Here is a 17,547-nt window from a genome sequence, read left to right on the forward strand (position 1 = left end):
GCGCGGACGGGCTCCGCGGCGGCCGCGTCACCGTCCGCGCGTGCACCGGCGACCGGGAGCACGAGCACGCGGGCGCGGCGGCCCTCGTCCGGGGCCGGTGCGTCGGGCACCCACCCGCGGGGCGCGGAGGACGGGCTCGTGGTGGCAGGCACCCGGCCACCCTGGGTCCGCGGACCGACGACGGCCCCGCTCGCGGGCGCGGCCTGTGGACGACGGCCCGTCCGCGGGGGCTGTGGACGACGCGAGCGTGCAGCCGGTCAGGGCACAGTCAGCGCGTACCGGCGGCCGGCGCGACGACCAGGCCGACCGTGCCCGGACCGACGTGGGCACCGACGACGGCACCGACCTCCTGCACCGGGATCTCGCCGGCGCCGGGGACCGCCGCAGCCACCAGCGCGGCGAGCTCGTCCGCCCGCTCGCGGTTGGCCAGGTGGTGCACCACGACGTCGACGGCGGCCCCGTCGGTCGACGCGGCGGCGACCTCCGCCAGCCGGGCCAGGGCGCGTCCGGCGGTGCGGACCCGCTCGAAGGGCTCGACCGACCCGTCGACCAGCTCGAGCAGCGGCTTCACCGCGAGCGCCGACCCGAGCAGCGCCTGGGCCGCGCCGATCCGCCCGCCGCGGCGCAGGTGCTCGAGGGTGTCGACGTAGAACCACATCCGGACCCGGTCGGCGTGCTCGCGCGCCACCCGGGCCACGGCCTCGCCGTCGAGCCCGTCGGCGGCGGCGCGCGCCGCCGTGAGCACCGTCAGGCCGAGGCCCATCGCCAGCGAGCGGGAGTCGACCACGTGCACCGGCACCGGCGCGTTCCGCGCCGCGAGCCTCGCCCCGGCGCAGGTGCCCGACATCTGGCCGGACAGGTGCACCGACACGACCTCGGTGGCGCCCTCGTCGGCCAGCCGCCGGTACGCGGCGAGCAACGCCGTCGGCGCCGGCCGCGAGGTCGTCACGGGGGTGCGCCGCCGCAGCGCCTCGACCAGGTCGGACCCGCTCACCTCGGGCTCGGGGTGCGGCACCCCGCCGACGACGACCTCGAGCGGGACGACGACCACGCCCGCACCGGACGCGACGTCGGAGGGCAGGTAGGCGGTGGAGTCGGTGACGACCCCGACCCGGGACGTGCCGTCGCCGTCCCCGCGCGGGGCGGGGGCGGGGTCCGGCGGCACGTCCCGAGCCTAGGGCGCCGCAGGCACGTCATCCCAGCGGGAGGCGCACCTCGGCCGACGGGCCGGTGCGGACGGTCGGGGTGCCGGCCCCGAGCGCGCTCCACACCTCGACCCGCACCGTCCCGGACCGCAGGTCGCCCAGGGACCCGGAGGAGGACGCGAGACCGGCTGCCTGCGTGTACGTCTCGTCCCCGGGGACGGGATCGGTCGCGAAGTAGCGGTAGGTCTCGACGCGCTCCCACGAGCCGTCGCCGGTCAGGTCGAACGACACACGCACCTGCGCCGCAAGACCCACCTGCGTCCCGGCGTCGACCGGGACGGAGAAGCGGGTGGTCCCGCCGTCGTGCTCGCCGGTGACGCCGGTGGCGGTGAAGACCACCGGCCGGTACGGCGTCCCGTCGCGGTTGACGCCCTCGGCCGAGGCCAGGGTGACGCGTCCGTCCGAGCCCCCGTCGCCGAGCGTCCCGTCCTGCTGCAGGTGCAGCACCGCGCTGGTCGGCGGGTCGGTGGGCGGGTCCGTGGGCGGGTCCGTGGGCGGGTCGGTCGGCGGGTCCGTCGGCCCCGTCCCGCCGGTGCCCGCTCCCCCGGACCAGGTGAACCGTCCGGACGTCGCGGTCTGCCCGGGCTGGACGGTGAGGCTCGTGCCGTCCGAGAACCGCACCGTCAGCGGCGACGACGACACGTTCGACGCGACGTACGTGCGCTGCCCGCCGTCGGAGAACACCGCCGAGAGCGGGTGGTCGGCGCGCACCGAGGTGTCGACCGTGCCGAGCGCGGCGAGGTTGCGGATCCAGTGCCACGTGTGCGCCCGGCTCTCGCCCTCCTCGACGGCGTACCCGGGGTCGGCCTGCAGGGCCGCGAGGGCGCGGTCGCCGTCGCCGAGAGCGAGGAAGCTCCACAGCACGTCCTTCCAGACGCCGGGCGGCCCTCCGTTCACCTGCTGCATGTGGTCGTAGTTGCGCACCACGTAGTCCGGACGGTGGCCCAGGTACAGGTGGCCGCCGGTGACGGGCAGCATGTTGATGCCCTGGATCATCTCGGGCTCGGCGCTGAACCACGTGGAGTACGAACCGCCGTCGCCCCAGACGATGCCGACGGTCTCGTGCCCGAAGCCGTCCGGGAACGCGGTGCCGGCCGAGTCGAACCAGTAGCTCTGGATCGCCCGCGCCTGCGTCGTCCAGAGGTACACGCCGGCGTCGCGGACGGCTGTGTCGCCGGTGACCTGCCCCCACTGGATCAGGGCGTTCGCGAAGTTCATGCCCTCGGACGACGACTCCTGGTTGTTGCCCGCCGCGAACGCTCCGTGGCCCGACGCCCAGTCGTGGCCGGCGTAGATGTCGAAGTCGCGCAGGTACGGGAACCGCGTCTCGTTGCGGTCGTAGCCGTTGGCGTCGCGGATGAGCAGGTCGACCATGCCGCCGTAGCGCTCGTCCGAGGCCCACTGCGGGTCGAACCGGGCGAGGGTCGCGGCGGCCGCGACGAAGTAGCCGTAGTGGAAGTGGTGGTCGTTCAGCTCCTGGTCGGACCCGTACGAGGCGGGGTAGCCGATGAGCGTGCCCCACCCGGCGTCGTAGCCGAACACGCGCTCGGACTTCCCGGGTGTCGCGGTGAACCACTCCGTCAGCGTCGAGCGGATGGCGCCCAGCGCGGCGTCGCGCGTCTGGGTGTCCCCGACCTGGTCCGCGATCTCGGCGATCCGGGCGGCGCGGCCGAGACCCTTGCCCTGCCAGTAGGTGTCGAGCTTCCCGTCGTTCTTCATCGGGTCGGACCGCTCGGCCGCCAGGAGCTGCAGCAGCCGGTCGCGGTCGGCGCCGGACGAGGTGGCGACGGCGGGGACCTCGGGCAGCGTGCCGGTGAAGGTGTCCGACGTGGTGAACGAGGACGCGCCGACCAGCACCGGCATCGGGCCGCGGGGCGAGGTGTAGCGCTGCGCGATCGGCGTGGCGCCGGTGAGCACCTGCGCCTGGTGCGGGTACAGGGCCGCGACGGTGCCCGTGCCGCCCTCGGTGCGGAACGCGTAGCCGACCCGCACGGCGGCGGTCGCCGGGTCGTAGTCGTAGGTCATGGTGGTGCCGGTGACCACGTTGTAGGCGTAGGCGCCGAACGCGTCGGCCAACGAGACCCGCTCGGCGACAGGGGTTCCCGACGAGGTCGGCAGCACCGCCACCGAGTAGCGGCCGCTGCTGCCGAGCGGTGCCGTGAAGGTCCCACCCGACTGCGTCCAGGACGACCCGGGCGGCGCGAACGCCACGTAGTCGGCACCACCGGCGCGGATGCCGAGCCGCGCGCCGTCGCGCAGCCACACCTCGGCGCCGGACGTCGTGAGCCGGGCGTCACCGCCGGTGGCCCGGTAGTACGAGAACGGCAGCCCGTGGCCGATCGTGGCGCGCAGCGTCTGGTCGCCGTCCGACCAGGCGGCGGTGACCGTCCAGTCCGACCAGTCCGCGACGCGCACGTCGGGCGCCGAGAGGCCGGTCACGCCGGCGACCAGGTCCTCGCCGTAGGGGAAGTGGTACTCCGAGACGCCCTGCGGCGAGCCGGAGATCGCTGCGGTCGTCGTGTAGCTGATGCCGAGGCCGCCCGCGTTCGGCTGGTACGACGCGGGGTGGGCGTGCAGCGGCTCGCTGAACGCGCAGCTCAGCCGCTTGTACGCCAGCGGCGACCACCAGTCGTTGGTCGGCAGCGGACCGGACGGCGCGTCGGAGGTGAGCCACTGCCGCGGGTTCGCCGCCAGGTCGCCGCAGCCCGAGGGCACCGGCCCCACCCGGTCGGTGGTGTAGCTGCCCGCACCGACCTGCACCGGCCCCGCCGCCTGGGCGCCACCGGCAACCGCGACGAGGCCCGTCCCGGCCAGCACGACGGACGCGAGCGCCGCGAGCGCCCTGCCGCCCCTGATCCGCACGGCCCTGATCCGCACGGCCCTGTTCCGCGCGGTGCGTGCGCCTGCCGTGGAGGTGCGTCCCATCGTCTGCCCCGATCGTCGAACGTCGTCGTCCGCTGTGAGAGCGCTCTCAGCACGGACGAAACTAGACAGGTGGGGCGGATCGGGTCAAGAGGTCGTCGTCATCTCGCGCGCACGCGATCTGAGCGAGGCGTCCGATCACTTCGCGAGGCGGGCACGCCACGTCCAGTGGCCGTCCACCAACTGAACGTGGTGAACGAACAAGGGACTCAGGCGGAGTCGCGGACGACGAGCTCGGCGTCGAACACCTGCGAGCGCGCCGTGGCGGTGCCGTCGCGACGCCCGGCGAGCTGCTCCAGCAGCAGGTCGACGGCGCCGTGGGCCATCGCGGCCACGGGATTCACCACGGTCGTGAGCGGCGGCGTCGTCTCCTGGGCGAGGGCGAAGTCGTCGAAGCCCACCACCGCGACGTCGTCCGGCACCCGCCGTCCGGCCGCCGCCAGGGCGTCGAGCGCTCCGAGCGCCATCACGTCGGAGGCGACGAACAGGCCGTCGAGGTCGGGGTGGGCGTCGAGCAGCGCGGTGGTCGCGGCGCGTCCCCCGGCGCGGGTGAAGTCGCCCTCCCCCACGGCGTCGTCAGGCAACCCGGCGCCGACCACGCCCTCGCGCCAGCCACCGAGCCGGTCGGCGCCGGCGCTCATGTCCTGCGGACCGGTCACCGTCCCGATCCGCCGGCAGCCGCGCGCGAGCAGCCGCTGGACCGCCACCCGTCCGCCCGCGACGTTGTCGACGTCGACGAACGGCGTCGCCGCCGAGGAGTTCCACGGCCGGCCGATGAACACGTGCGGGATGTCCATCTGCCCCATCGCCTCGACCAGGCCGTCGCCCTGGTGGTGCGACACGACGACCGCGCCGTCGGTGTGGCCGCCGCGCAGGTACCGCACCATCCGCTCGACGCCCTCGTCGCGCTGGCGGATGAGCAGCACCATCTGCAGGCCGGTCGGCGCGAGGGCGCGCGCGACGCCGTGCAGCGTCCCGGCGAAGAACGGGTCGGAGAAGACCATCGAGTGCGACTCGGGCACCACGACGGCGATCGAGTCGGTGCGGCGCGTCACCAGGCTGCGGGCCGCGAGGTTCGGCGTGTAGCCGAGCTCGCGCACCGCGTCGTCGACGGCGCGCTGGGCCGCGGCGCTCACCTTCGACCCGCCGTTGACGGCCCGCGACACCGTCGCGCGCGACAGGCCGGCGAGCGCGGCCACCTCCTCGAGCGTCGGCGGACCGGAGCGGCGACCCGCCGCCCCCGTCCGCCCGGCGCCCTCGCCGGTGCCCGCGCCCGCCACGATCAGCCCGGGACGACGTTGACGATCTTCGGGGCCCGGACGATCACCGTGCGCGGGGGCACGTCGCCGAGCAGCGCCGCGACCGCGGGCAGCGCCAGGGCCTGCTCGCGCAGCTCGTCCTCCCCGATCTCGGGCGAGACCTCCAGCCGGCCGCGCACCTTGCCCGCGACCTGCACGACGCACGTGACCGTCTCCTGCACCAGCAGCGACCGGTCGACCTCGGGGAACCCGGCCAGCGCGACGCAGGGCTCGTGGCCCAGCCGCGCCCACAGGTCCTCGGCCGTGTACGGCGCGAACAGGCTCAGCAGCACCGCGACCACCTCCGACGCCTCGCGCACCGCGGGGTCGGCGCCGCCGACGCCGCTGTCGATCGCCTTGCGGGTGGCGTTCACCAGCTCCATCAGGCGGGCGACGACGACGTTGAACTTCAGCTGCTCGACCAGCGCCAGGCTGTCGTCCAGCGTCCGGTGCGTGATCGCGCGCAGGTCGCGGTCGCCCGTGGTCGGGTCGGCGCCGACCGGCGAGGTGACGTCGGCACCCAGCCGCCACGCCCGCGCCAGGAACCGCGCGGAGCCGGACGGGGACACGTCGGCCCAGTCGATGTCGTCCTCGGGCGGGCCCGCGAACGCCATCGTCAGCCGGACGGCGTCGACGCCGTGCTCGTCCAGCTGCTCGCTCAGCCGCACCAGGTTGCCGCGCGACTTGCTCATCGCGGAGCCGTCCATGACGACCATGCCCTGGCCCAGCAGCCGGGTGAACGGCTCGTCGAAGTCCAGCATCCCCAGGTCGCGCAGCGCCTTGACGAAGAAGCGCGAGTACAGCAGGTGCAGGATCGCGTGCGAGATGCCGCCGACGTACTGCTCGACCGGCGCCCACTGGCGCACGTCGTCGCTGTCGAACGGCACGTCGTCGCGGCCCGGCGAGCAGAACCGCAGGAAGTACCAGGACGAGTCGACGAACGTGTCCATCGTGTCGGTGTCGCGCTCGGCCGGGCCACCGCACGACGGGCAGTCGACGCGCACCCAGTCGGTGGCACCACCCAGCGGCGAGGTGCCCTTCGGCCGCAGGTCCAGCCCCTCCGCGGACGGCAGCTCGACCGGCAGCTGCTCGTCGGGCACGGCGACCTCGCCGCACGACGGGCAGTGCACGATGGGAATCGGTGTGCCCCAGAACCTCTGGCGCGAGATCAGCCAGTCGCGCAGCCGGAAGTTCGTCGTGGACGACCCCAGCCCGTCGGCCTCCAGCCGGCTGGTGATGGCCGCGATCGCCTCGGCCTTGCCCAGGCCGTCCAGCTCGCCGCTGTTGACCACGACGCCCTCGCCGGTCGTCGCGGTGCCGGTCTCGGCGGGGTCGGGCAGGGGCTCGCCGTCGTCGCCGCGGACGTCGACGACGACGCGCACGGGCAGGTCGAACGCCCGCGCGAAGTCGAGGTCGCGCTGGTCGTGCGCCGGCACGGCCATGATCGCGCCGTGGCCGTAGTCGGCCAGCACGTAGTCGCTCGCCCAGATCGGCAGCCGCTCGCCGTTGACCGGGTTGACGGCGTACCGCTCCAGGAAGACACCGGTCTTCGGTCGGTCGGTCGACAGCCGGTCGATCTCGCTCTCGCCCCGCACCCGCTCGACGTACGACGAGAACTGCGCCTGCACCTCCTCGCTCGCCCCGGACGCCAGCTCGGCGGCCAGGTCGGAGTCGGCAGCGACGACGAAGAACGTGGCGCCGTGCAGCGTGTCGGGACGCGTCGTGTAGATCGTGACCGGCTCGTCACGGCCCTCGATCGCGAACCGGACGTCGGCGCCGGTCGAGCGTCCGATCCAGTTGCGCTGCATCGTCACGACCTTGGCGGGCCAGGTGCCCTCCAGGGTGTCCAGGTCGTCCAGCAGCTGGTCGGCGTACTCGGTGACCTTGAAGTACCACTGGGTCAGCTTCTTCTTGGTGACCGGTGTGTCGCAGCGCTCGCACAGACCGTTCACGACCTGCTCGTTGGCCAGCACCGTCAGGTCCTTCGGGCACCAGTTCACCTGGGACGGCTTGCGGTACGCCAGACCCTGCTCGAACAGCCGCAGGAACAGCCACTGGTTCCAGCGGTAGTACTCCGGGTCGCAGGTGACCAGCACGCGGTCCCAGTCGAAGGCGCACGCGTAGCGGCGCATCGACGCGCGCTGCTGGGCGATGTTGTCGTACGTCCACGGCCGCGGGTCCAGACCCCGTGCGATCGCGGCGTTCTCGGCCGGCAGGCCGAACGCGTCCCAGCCGATGGGGTGCATCACGTTGAAACCGCGCTGCACCCAGTACCGCGCCAGCACGTCGCCCAGCGCGTACGCCTCGGCGTGACCCATGTGCAGGTCGCCGGACGGGTACGGGAACATGTCGAGCACGTACTTCTTGGGCCGCTCGTCGTCGGGGCGGCCGCTGCGGAAGGGCGCCACCTCGTCCCACACCGGCAGCCAGCGCGCCTCGATCGCGTGCGGGTCGTACCGGTCGGTCGTGGTCTCCTGGACCTCGGTCATCTCTCTCCACTGCTCCTCGGTGTGGACGCCCTCGGCGTCGGCCGTTCCCGACATGGAAAGACCCCTCACGCAGGAGGGGTCAGCCGCGCTGCTCGGGGCCGGAGGCCCTGCGGATCAGCGCGGCCCGGCAAGCAGGAGTCGGCGTCGCACCCGGTCAGCCTAGCCCAGTCCCTCCGGCGGCGGCACGGGCCGTCGCCGCGCGCACCGCCCCCGCCACCACGGCGCCGACCTCGGTGTGCGCGGGCCAGTCCCAGTGCAGGCCGTCCGGGTTCCCGCCGCCGCGGTCGTGCATGGCCAGGACGGCCCGCTCGACGTCGGCCACCACGACGCCGTACCGGCCGGCCCACGCGTGGCACGCGCGCACCGAGGACGCGTGCGTCGCGTCCGACGGGTACTGCGCGCTGCGCCACGGCGACGGCGTCAGCACGACGCACGGGAGGTCGGGGCGGTAGAACCGCACGCCCTCCACGACCCGGCGCAGGTAGTGGTCGGTCGCCGCCTGCGGCAGCGCCCGCCAGCGCCCACCGGTCGCGCGGACGACGTGCGGGTGCGCCCGGTGGAACGCGCGGCGCACCGCGCGGCGCACCGGGGCCGGGCGCAGGGTGGCGATCCCCTCGCGCCACCAGGTCGGGAGCGAGGCGGGCAGGGCGTCCATGCCGCCGACCGCCAGGACGAGGACGTCCGCGCGCGGCACCAGCACCGACCAGGCCACCGGGTCGCGGGTGAGCGCCCACCAGGCGTCGCGCGCCGTCCACCCAGGGCGGGCGAGCAGGTCGACCCGCGCGTCGGGGCCGAGCGCGGCGGCCGCGACCCACGGCCAGGTGCGCGGGTCGCGGGCGCCGACGGCGTCCTGCGGGCCGTGGAAGGCCAGCGAGTCGCCGAGCACCAGGAGCCGCACCCGCGCAGCGTAGGTCGCGCGCCGTCAGGACGGGCGACACGGGCGCCACGCTGCGTGAGCGGGACACGCCAGGAGGGCGGTTCCGGCGCCACCCCCCTGCGCACCTGCCACCATGAGCGCCTGCCGTCTGCCGGGGGGACACGGCGGTTCGGACGAGAGGCGGACAGCGTGCTCGGGGCGCGATGGGGCGGGGCCGTCGACGTGGTCGCAGCGACCGCGCCGGCAGGTTCGGACGCGCTCCCGGAGGCCGCGCTCACGGCCCTCGCGGTCGGCGGCGTCGTCGTCGCAGCCGTCCTCGCCGTCCTGCTCCTGCGTGCCCGTGCCGTCCTGCGGCGCGAGCGCGAGCGCCTCGGGGCCGCGCGCGACGACACCGGCGCGGCCCGCGACCTGGCGGCCCGGCACGCCTCGCGGCTCACCCGCCGCACCGCCGACGCGGTCCTGCTCGTCGACCCGTCCGCCCGGATCGTGTTCGCCAGCGAGTCCGCCGGCCAGGTGCTCGGACGCGGCGCCGAGACCCTGCGCGGCCGGCTGCTCACCGTCCTGGCCGGCCCCGACCGCGACCGCCGCCTGCTCGACGCCGTCCGCGAGCTCGCACCGGGCGAGGAGCGCGTGCTCGACCTCGAGCTCGACCTCCCCGACGGGTCGCGGGTGCGCACCCGCACCACGGTCGTCAACGACACCGACGACGCGGCGGTCGGCGCGTTCGTGGTCACCGTCCGCGACGTCACGACCGAGCTCACCCAGGCCGAGCTCGCGCTGCGCGACCCGGTGACCGGGCTGGCGAACCGGCGCGCGTTCGCCGAGCGGCTCGCCGACGGCCTGGCCGCCCGCGGCGAGGAGGACGAGACCCTCGTCGTCCTGGTCTGCGACCTCGACGACTTCAAGACGGTGAACGACCGGCTCGGCCACGCCGCGGGTGACCAGCTGCTCGCGCACGTGGCGCAGCTGCTCCTCGCCGAGCTCGGGCCGAACGACACCGCCGCCCGCACCGGCGGCGACGAGTTCGCCGTGCTGCTGGAGGCCCGCACGGTCGCGCAGGCCGAGGAGGTCGCACAGCGCGTCATCACCTCGCTGGGCCGGCCCGTGCGCGTCGACGACACCGTGGTCGAGCCCGGCGCGAGCGTCGGCCTGGCACAGGGGACGCTGGGCCAGGCCACCGCCGAGGAGCTGCTGCGCAACGCCGACGTGGCCATGTACTGGGCCAAGGACCGCGGGCGGTCCACCTACGCCGTGTACGACCCCGAGGTGCACGAGCAGGCCATCGACCGGCTGATGCTGCGCTCGGACCTGCAGCGCGCCATCCGCACCGACGAGCTGCGGCTGGTGTTCCAGCCGACCATCGACCTGCGCTCCGGCGCCGTCCGCGGGTTCGAGGCGCTGTGCCGCTGGGACCACCCGCTGCGCGGCGTCATCCCCCCGTCGGAGTTCGTGCCGATCGCGGAGGAGACGGGCATGGTGCACGCGCTCGACTCGTGGGTGCTCGTCGAGGCCTGCCGGGTCGGGGCGGCCCTGCAGCGCGACGACTTCGCCCCCACCATCGCGGTCAACGTGTCGTCGGCCCAGCTCAGCACGCCCGAGTTCGTGGTCGAGCTGCTCGCGGCGCTCGACCAGTCGGGCCTGTCGCCGGACCGCCTGCTGCTCGAGATCACCGAGACCAGCGTGCTGCGCGACGTGGAGCGGGTCATCCCGCGGCTCGCCGCGCTGCGCACGCTCGGCGTCCGCGTCGCCGTCGACGACTTCGGCACCGGTTACAGCTCGCTGGCGTACCTGTCGCGGCTGCCGCTCGACGTCCTGAAGATCGACAAGTCGTTCGTCGACCGGGTGCTCAGCGACGCCCAGGGCGCCTCGGTCGCGCAGGCCGTGCTCGACATGAGCAACTCGCTCGGGCTCACCACGGTCGGCGAGGGCGTCGAGAGCTCGGACCAGGCGCAGTGGCTGCGCGAGGCGGGCTGCACCCTCGGGCAGGGCTACCTGTGGTCGCGCCCCGTCGACCGGGAGGACATCGACGCCCTCCTGGCCGACCTGCCGGCCCGGGTGCTGCGGCTGCCGGACTGACCCGACCCCCGCGGCCGGACGTCAGCGGGCGGCGCCCCGCAGGCTGCCGGTGACCTCGCCCGCCGGGTCGTTGATGACGCAGACGACCGTGCGGTCGAAGATCCACGACACCGCGCTCGGGTAGTAGTAGAGGACCTCGAGGCTCGACTCGTTGTACCCGAGCCCGACGAAGGTCTCGAACTCCCGGGTGCACCCCTCGTCGGCCTGGCGCACGACCTCCTCGTCGCCCGGGTAGGCGCCCTGCGCGAGCTCGAACTCGGCGAACGCCTCCGCGACGTGCGACTCGCCGCAGTCGACGATCGAGTCCTCGGTGATCTCGCCGCTCGCGAGGATCTCGGCGTCGTTCGTGCACTCCCCCACCTCGAGCGAGACGTCGACCGTGGTCGGCTCGGACGTCGCGGTCTCGGTCGCGGTGTCGGACGGCGCCGAGCTGCTGGGGTCGTCGGTCGGCTCGGTGGTCTCGCTCGTGGTCGCGGTGGTCGGTGCGGCGGTGGTGGTCGCCTCGTCGCGGCTCGCGAGGTACGCCGGGACGGCGATGATGCTGCCGAGGATCCACAGCGCGCCGATCACGATGGCGGCGATCGCCAGGCCGCGGCCCCGCTGGCCGTTGCGCTTGATCTGCCCCAGCGAGATGACGCCCAGGACGATGCCGGCGATCGCGGTGATGCACAGGAAGCCGAGCACCGAGCTGATCAGCGCGCCGAGGGCCAGGCCGTTGGTGCCGCCGCGCGGGCCGCCCTGGCCACCGCCCTGACCGCCCTGACCGCCGGGTCCGCCGTAGCCGCCGCTGCCGTAGCCGGCCGCACCGTAGCCGCCCTGCTGGGCGCCGTACCCGCCCTGGTCGGCGCCGTAGCCGCTCTGCTGGCCCTGCTGGCCGCCGTACTGGCCGGGCTGCTGGCCGTAGGAGCCCGCGGCCTGCTGGCCGTACGAGGGCGTCGCGGACTGTGCCCCGTACGCCTGCGTCGGCTGGTCCTGCTTGTCGAGGGACGGCGAGGACGATTGCTGCCCGTACGACGGCGTGGACGACTGGCCGTAGGCCTGCGTCGGCTGGTCCTGCTGGCCGTACGACGGCGTGGACTGCTGGCCGTAGGCCTGGGTCGGCTGGTCCTGCTGCCCGTACGACGGGGACGAGGACTGCTGGCCGTACGACGGCGGCTGCTGGCCGTAGGCCTGCGTCGGCTGGTCCTGCTGCCCGTACGACGGGGACGAGGACTGCTGGCCGTAGGCCTGGGTCGGCTGGTCCTGCTGCCCGTACGACGGGGACGAGGACTGCTGGCCGTAGGCCTGGGTTGGCTGGTCCTGCTGCCCGTACGACGGGGTGGACGACTGCTGGCCGTACGACTGCTGGCCGTACTGCCCGCCGGACGGCTGCTGCCCGTACTGGCTCAGCGGCGGGATCGTCCCGTAGTCGCCCGACGACTGCTGCTGGCCGGAGGTCGGCAGCGGACGGGTCGCGTCGCCGCCGTCGGAGGTCGGGACGTGCTGGGTCGACTCACCGTCGCCGTCGCCCGAGCCGGACCCGTTCGAGCCCTGCGTCGCGTTCGGGTCGTCGTTCTGGCTCACGGTGCTCCCCCTGCCCTGCCGCGTCCCTGGTCGCGCGGCGTGTCGCGCGAGAGTCTGCCACGTCGTCCCCGGTGCCGTCGGTCGACCGCCGAGGTCCGGACGGCGTCCCCGCCGGCCACTGCACGAGGCGTCCTGGCACGGCACGCGTGGAGCTCCCCCACCGGAGTGCCACGTCCGACACCGAACTGGGGAAACGGGCAGGTGGTGCAACGCGAAAGGGGCCCGGCTGACGCCGGGCCCCTTCCACGTACGTGGAGCTGAGGGGACTCGAACCCCTGACCCCCTCCATGCCATGGAGGTGCGCTACCAGCTGCGCCACAGCCCCGCGGCTCGCAGAGCCGGGTGCCCCGGAGGGCGTGTCGAGCATAGTGCACCGACCCGGCGCCGCCGAAATCGGATGGCACCACCGGGGTCGGACGGGCTCAGAGCGGGTCGGGGCCCGCGTTCCAGGCGTCGAGCAGCCAGCCGTCGTCGTCGGACGGCGACGGCACGAGCACCGCCCAGTGGGCGTTGCGGAGCCGTCCGAGCACCCGGTTGGGCACGCCCAGCACCTGCTCGACCGCCGAGCGCAGCGCCCCGCCGTGGCTGACCAGGACGAGCACGCCCTCGGTGGCGGCGGCGTGCTCGCGGAACGCGGTGGCGAACCGGGCGCCGGCCTCGCTGATGCGCTCGCCCCCGCCGATCCGCAGGTCCTCGCCGGCCTTCCACGCCTCGAGCTCGTCGGGCCAGCGCTCGACGATCTCGGCGCGCGTCAGGCCCTCCCACGTACCGGCGAACACCTCGCGCAGCCGCTCGTCGGTCTCGACCTCGACGCCGACCGCCCGGCCGAGGGCCTGGGCGGTGGCGCGGGCGCGGGACAGGTCGGACGACACGATCCGCGACGGCGGCGGCGCGAGGGCGGCCAGCACGGTGGCGGTGCGCTCGGCCTCGACCACCCCGACCTCGTCGAGCGGGACGTCGGCCTGCCCCTGCCAGGTGCCGGAGGCGTTGGACGCGGTGCGCCCGTGGCGCAGCAGGTAGACGGCGCTCGCGCGCCGCGACGGCGACCCGGTCACCGGGGCGTGCGGACGGACTCGGGCAGGTCGATGACCGGGCAGTCCTTCCAGAGCCGCTCGAGGGCGTAGTACTGCCGGTCGTCGGCGTGCTGCACGTGCACGACGACCTCGCCGTAGTCGAGCAGCACCCAGCGTCCCTCGCGCAGGCCCTCGCGTCGGACGGGCTTGACGCCCAGGGCGGACAGCCGCTCCTCGATGGCCTCGACGACGGCCCGCACCTGGCGGTCGTTGTCGGCGGCGGCGAGCAGGAAGCAGTCGGTGATGACGAGCTGGTCGCTGACGTCGAGGGCGATGATCTCCTCGGCCAGCTTCTCGGCCGCCGCCTCGGCGGCGGCGACCGTGAGCTCGACGGCGCGGTCGGTGGCGGTCACGTCGTCCAGCCTCTCACGCGGGGGTGACGGTGAGCCCGTCCGCTCCCCCGTCGCCGCGGTACAGGCCGTGCTTGCCGATGTACTGCACCACGCCGTCGGGCACGAGGTACCAGACCGGCTCGCCGGCGACGACGCGGTCGCGGCAGTCGGTCGACGAGATCGCCATCGCGGGCACCTCGAGCAGCGAGACCCGGTCGCGCGGCAGCCCGGTGTCGGTCAGGTCGTGGCCGGGACGGGTGACGCCGATGAAGTGCGCGAGGTCCCACATCTCCCCGACGTCCTTCCAGCCCAGGATCTGCGACAGGGCGTCGGCGCCGGTGATGAAGAACAGCTCGGAGTCGGGGCGCTGCGCGGACAGGTCGCGCAGGGTGTCGATCGTGTAGGTCGGCCCGGGACGGTCGACGTCGACCCGGCTGACGGTGAAGCGCGGGTTCGAGGCGGTGGCGATCACCGTCATGAGGTACCGGTGCTCGGGAGGGCTGACGTGCTCGTCGGCCTTCTGCCACGGGCGCCCCGTCGGGACGAAGACGACCTCGTCGAGGTCGAAGCGCGACTGCACCTCGCTGGCGGCCACGAGGTGGCCGTGGTGGACGGGGTCGAACGTCCCGCCCATCACGCCGAGGCGGTGACCCACGTCAGGTGCCCCGCGTGCCGGTCAGTGCCGGGTGCCGACGCTCTTGAAGGCCCAGGTCACCAGCAGCAGGAACGCGAACGCCGCGAGGGAGCCCAGCCCGAACGCCTCCGCCGGGATCGGCAGCTCGTTGTGGTGCTCGGCGGCCTCCTCGGCCGCGCCGGAGAGCAGGACCAGGACGTCGTGGGCGGCGTGCATGGCGACAGTCTGGCAGACCGCGCACCGCCGCACCCGGCCGCGGCGCGCTATCGTCGTCCCGTGCGCACGACGAACCTTCGCTGGTGGGCCGCCTAGGCGGCCCTCCTTCGCGCACCCCGAGGCCGCCCCACGAGGCGGCCTCCGTCGTCCCCGGGCCCTGCGCCCCGGCGGCCGGTCGCCTCCCCCACCCAGGAGGACGACATGACCACCACATTCACCACCGCCACGCCGACCACCGCGCCGGCCCCCGGCACCCCGCGGGCCGTGCCCACGTCGCCGCCGCGCACGCTGTCGGGCCTGAAGCCGACCGGCTCGCTGCAGCTCGGCAACCTGCTGTCGGCCGTGCGCCCGCTCGCGCGGGCCAGCCGCACCGCGACCGCCACCGACCAGGTGCTGGTGATGGTCGCCGACCTGCACGCGCTCACCGTGCCCCACGACCCCGCGCGGCTGCGCCGGCTCACCCGCGAGGTGGCTGCCGTGACGCTCGCGGCCGGCACGGACACCTCGGGCGCGACCGTCTTCGTGCAGTCGCAGGTGCCCGCCCACCGCCGCCTGCACTACCTGCTCGAGGCGGTCGCCCGCGTCGGCGAGAGCACGCGGATGACGCAGTTCCGGGAGAAGTCGCGCCGCGGCACGTCGGACGGCGTCCGGCTCGCGCTGCTCACCTACCCGGTGCTCATGGCCGCCGACATCCTGCTCTACGGCATCGACGAGGTGCCGGTCGGCGAGGACCAGCTGCAGCACCTCGAGCTCGCGCGGTCGCTGGCCCAGCGCGCCAACCACCTCTACGACGCACGGCTCACGGTCCCGCGCCCCGTGCAGCCGTCGTCCGGAGTGCGCCTGCGCGACCTGCAGGACCCCGCGCTGAAGATGGAGAAGACCAACCCGTCGCCGGCGGGGGTGCTGTTCGTGCTCGACCCGCCGGACGTGCTGGCGCGCAAGGTGGCTCGTGCCGTCACCGACGGCGAGTCGGGCCCGGACGCCGTGCGGTACGACCCGGTGGCCAAGCCCGGGGTCTCGAACCTGCTCGACGTGCTGGCGGCGTGCACCGGCGTCGACCCGGCCTACGCGGCCCGCGGCATCGACTCCTACGGGGAGCTCAAGGCCGCCGTCACCGAGACCGTCGTGGCCACGCTGCGCCCGGTGCAGGACGCGTACCGCGAGATCGTCGGCGACGCAGCGGGTCTCGACCGGGTGCTGTCCGAGGGACGCGATCGCGCGGCGGCGCTGGCGGAGCCGGTCGTCGCGCGGCTCGAGGAGGCGATGGGTGTGTGAGCGGTGCTCAGAGGGCGAGGTGCATGACGTGCAGCCCGACCCGCCCGTGCCGACGGGACTCGAACGCCTCCGGGACGGTGCACAGGACGCGGAACCCCAGGTCCTGCCACAGCCGCACCGCGGCGGTGTTGGTCTCGACGACGGCGTTGAACTGGATCGCGGCGAACCCCTGCTCGCGGCTCCACCGCACCATGTCCTCGCCCAGCAGCCGCCCGACGCCGCGGCCGCGCGCGGCCGACGAGACCATGAAGCTGGCCGTGCCGACGTGGCTGCCGCGCCCGGGACGGTTCGGACCCATCGTCGCGCTGCCGAGCAGCGTGCCGTCGGCGTCGACGGCGACGCTCGTGCGCCGCGGCTGGTCGAACCACAGCGCGCGCACCTCGTCGGCGGTCAGACCCTCCGGGTAGGAGTAGGTCTCGCCGTCGTCGACGATCTCGTGGAACACCGGGACGAACGCGTCGAGGTCGTCGGGACGCGCGTCGCGCACGACGACCTCAGGCACGTACGTGCCCCTCGCCGTGGACGATCCACCGGGTGGTCGTCAGCTCGGCCAGCCCCATCGGGCCGCGGGCGTGCAGCTTCTGGGTCGAGATGCCGATCTCGGCGCCGAGGCCGAGCTGGCCGCCGTCGGTGAAGCGGGTCGACGCGTTCACCATCACGGCGGCGGAGTCGACCTCCGACGAGAACCGTTGCGCCGCAGCGAGGTCTGCCGTCACGATCGCCTCGGTGTGGCCGCTCGACCAGCGACGGACGTGGGCGAGGGCGTCGTCGAGGGAGTCGACCACGCCGACGGCCACCTCCAGCGCGAGGTACTCGGTGGCCCAGTCGTCGTCGGTGGCGCGCTCGACCGGGACGTCGCGGGCGGCCGCCGCGGCGGCCGCCCGGTCGTCGACGTGCAGCCGCACCCCCGCCTCGTGCAGGTCGGCGAGCACGTCGCCCAGCAGCCCCTCGGACGCGTCCGCGTGCACCAGCACCGTCTCGGCCGCGTTGCAGACGCCGACCCGGTGCGTCTTGGAGTTCAGCACGATCCGGCGGGCGACGTCGGGGTCGGCCGAGGCGTCGAGGTAGACGTGGCAGTTGCCGACGCCGGTCTCGATGACGGGGACCGTCGACCCCTCGACGACCGCCTGGATCAGGCCCGCGCCGCCGCGCGGGATGAGCACGTCGACCAGGCCGCGGGCGCGCATCAGGACCGCGGCGCCCTCGCGCCCCCAGGGGTCGACCGTGGCGACGAGGTCTGCGGGCAGACCCTGCGCCACCAGCGCCTCGCGGACCACCTCGACCAGCACCACGTTCGACTCGAGCGCGGCCGACCCACCTCGCAGCACGACGGCGTTGCCGCTCTTCAGCGCCAGCGCGGCGGCGTCGACGGTGACGTTCGGGCGCGCCTCGTAGATCATCGCGACCACACCCATCGGCACCCGGACCTGCTGCAGGCGCAGCCCGTTCGGCAGCCGCTGGCCGCGCACCACCTCGCCGCACGGGTCGGGCAGCGCGGCGACGGCACGCACGTCGGCGGCGATCGCGGCGACCCGGTCGGCGTCGAGCCGCAGCCGGTCGAGGAGGCCGGCGGCCATCCCGGACGCC

General features: G+C 74.6%; 14 protein-coding genes and 1 tRNA gene. 2 read left to right on the plus strand and 13 right to left on the minus strand.

Annotated elements, in window-relative coordinates:
• Positions 1-268: 268 nt before the first annotated feature.
• The 5 genes from ACYVKY_RS17985 to ACYVKY_RS18005 all read right to left on the minus strand — a co-directional run bounded on the left by ACYVKY_RS17985 (position 269) and on the right by ACYVKY_RS18005 (position 8,812).
• Positions 269-1,165 carry a DegV family protein gene (locus ACYVKY_RS17985; protein WP_460436357.1) on the minus strand — a complete coding sequence of 299 codons (897 nt, stop codon included), beginning with the start codon at positions 1,163-1,165 and terminating at the stop codon, positions 269-271.
• Positions 1,166-1,193: 28 nt separating this feature from the next.
• Positions 1,194-4,130, minus strand: coding sequence for a glycosyl hydrolase (locus tag ACYVKY_RS17990; protein WP_460436358.1), 2,937 nt, complete (start codon positions 4,128-4,130; stop codon positions 1,194-1,196).
• Positions 4,131-4,336: 206 nt separating this feature from the next.
• Positions 4,337-5,407: a LacI family DNA-binding transcriptional regulator gene (locus tag ACYVKY_RS17995; protein ID WP_460436359.1), complete on the minus strand. Its 1,071-nt coding sequence runs from the start codon at positions 5,405-5,407 to the stop codon at positions 4,337-4,339.
• A gap of 2 nt (positions 5,408-5,409) precedes the next feature.
• Positions 5,410-7,914: a leucine--tRNA ligase gene (gene leuS, locus ACYVKY_RS18000; protein ID WP_460436370.1), complete on the minus strand. Its 2,505-nt coding sequence runs from the start codon at positions 7,912-7,914 to the stop codon at positions 5,410-5,412.
• Positions 7,915-8,068: 154 nt separating this feature from the next.
• Complete coding sequence (locus ACYVKY_RS18005) at positions 8,069-8,812, minus strand: SGNH/GDSL hydrolase family protein (protein ID WP_460436360.1); 744 nt, start codon at positions 8,810-8,812, stop codon at positions 8,069-8,071.
• 168 nt (positions 8,813-8,980) lie between these two features.
• Between ACYVKY_RS18005 and ACYVKY_RS18010 the strand changes: the two genes are divergently transcribed.
• On the plus strand, positions 8,981-10,867 hold the full coding sequence (locus tag ACYVKY_RS18010; RefSeq protein WP_460436361.1) for a putative bifunctional diguanylate cyclase/phosphodiesterase: 1,887 nt from the start codon (positions 8,981-8,983) through the stop codon (positions 10,865-10,867).
• A gap of 21 nt (positions 10,868-10,888) precedes the next feature.
• Here the strand turns inward: ACYVKY_RS18010 and ACYVKY_RS18015 are convergent, their stop codons facing one another.
• The 6 genes from ACYVKY_RS18015 to ACYVKY_RS18040 all read right to left on the minus strand — a co-directional run bounded on the left by ACYVKY_RS18015 (position 10,889) and on the right by ACYVKY_RS18040 (position 14,685).
• Positions 10,889-12,430: a DUF4190 domain-containing protein gene (locus ACYVKY_RS18015; RefSeq protein WP_460436362.1), complete on the minus strand. Its 1,542-nt coding sequence runs from the start codon at positions 12,428-12,430 to the stop codon at positions 10,889-10,891.
• A 252-nt stretch (positions 12,431-12,682) separates the two neighbouring features.
• Positions 12,683-12,755, minus strand: a tRNA-Ala gene (locus ACYVKY_RS18020).
• 97 nt (positions 12,756-12,852) lie between these two features.
• Positions 12,853-13,485 carry a histidine phosphatase family protein gene (locus ACYVKY_RS18025; protein ID WP_460436363.1) on the minus strand — a complete coding sequence of 211 codons (633 nt, stop codon included), beginning with the start codon at positions 13,483-13,485 and terminating at the stop codon, positions 12,853-12,855.
• Positions 13,482-13,856, minus strand: coding sequence for an RsfS/YbeB/iojap family protein (gene rsfS, locus ACYVKY_RS18030; RefSeq protein WP_460436364.1), 375 nt, complete (start codon positions 13,854-13,856; stop codon positions 13,482-13,484). The genes ACYVKY_RS18025 and rsfS overlap by 4 nt, the downstream gene beginning before the upstream one ends.
• 13 nt (positions 13,857-13,869) lie before the next feature.
• Positions 13,870-14,490 carry a nicotinate-nicotinamide nucleotide adenylyltransferase gene (gene nadD / locus ACYVKY_RS18035; RefSeq protein WP_460436365.1) on the minus strand — a complete coding sequence of 207 codons (621 nt, stop codon included), beginning with the start codon at positions 14,488-14,490 and terminating at the stop codon, positions 13,870-13,872.
• A 21-nt stretch (positions 14,491-14,511) separates the two neighbouring features.
• Positions 14,512-14,685, minus strand: coding sequence for a hypothetical protein (locus tag ACYVKY_RS18040; RefSeq protein ID WP_460436366.1), 174 nt, complete (start codon positions 14,683-14,685; stop codon positions 14,512-14,514).
• Positions 14,686-14,886: 201 nt separating this feature from the next.
• On the opposite strand from ACYVKY_RS18040, the gene trpS reads away from it, so the two are divergent.
• Positions 14,887-15,960 carry a tryptophan--tRNA ligase gene (gene trpS, locus ACYVKY_RS18045; protein ID WP_460436367.1) on the plus strand — a complete coding sequence of 358 codons (1,074 nt, stop codon included), beginning with the start codon at positions 14,887-14,889 and terminating at the stop codon, positions 15,958-15,960.
• 7 nt (positions 15,961-15,967) lie between these two features.
• Here the strand turns inward: trpS and ACYVKY_RS18050 are convergent, their stop codons facing one another.
• Positions 15,968-16,462, minus strand: coding sequence for a GNAT family N-acetyltransferase (locus ACYVKY_RS18050; RefSeq protein WP_460436368.1), 495 nt, complete (start codon positions 16,460-16,462; stop codon positions 15,968-15,970).
• The coding region (locus ACYVKY_RS18055; RefSeq protein WP_460436369.1) for a glutamate-5-semialdehyde dehydrogenase at positions 16,455-17,547 on the minus strand (1,093 nt) is incomplete at its 5' end. The genes ACYVKY_RS18050 and ACYVKY_RS18055, both read right to left, overlap by 8 nt.

The organism is Angustibacter speluncae (assembly GCF_054777815.1).

Excerpts from the sequence above, each read along its gene's own strand:
- ACYVKY_RS18040 (WP_460436366.1), bottom strand. The coding sequence starts at position 14,685 with ATGCACGCCGCCCACGACGTCCTGGTCCTGCTCTCCGGCGCGGCCGAG.
- trpS (WP_460436367.1), top strand. The coding sequence starts at position 14,887 with ATGACCACCACATTCACCACCGCCACGCCGACCACCGCGCCGGCCCCC.
- leuS (WP_460436370.1), bottom strand. The coding sequence starts at position 7,914 with ATGACCGAGGTCCAGGAGACCACGACCGACCGGTACGACCCGCACGCG.
- ACYVKY_RS17990 (WP_460436358.1), bottom strand. The coding sequence starts at position 4,130 with ATGGGACGCACCTCCACGGCAGGCGCACGCACCGCGCGGAACAGGGCC.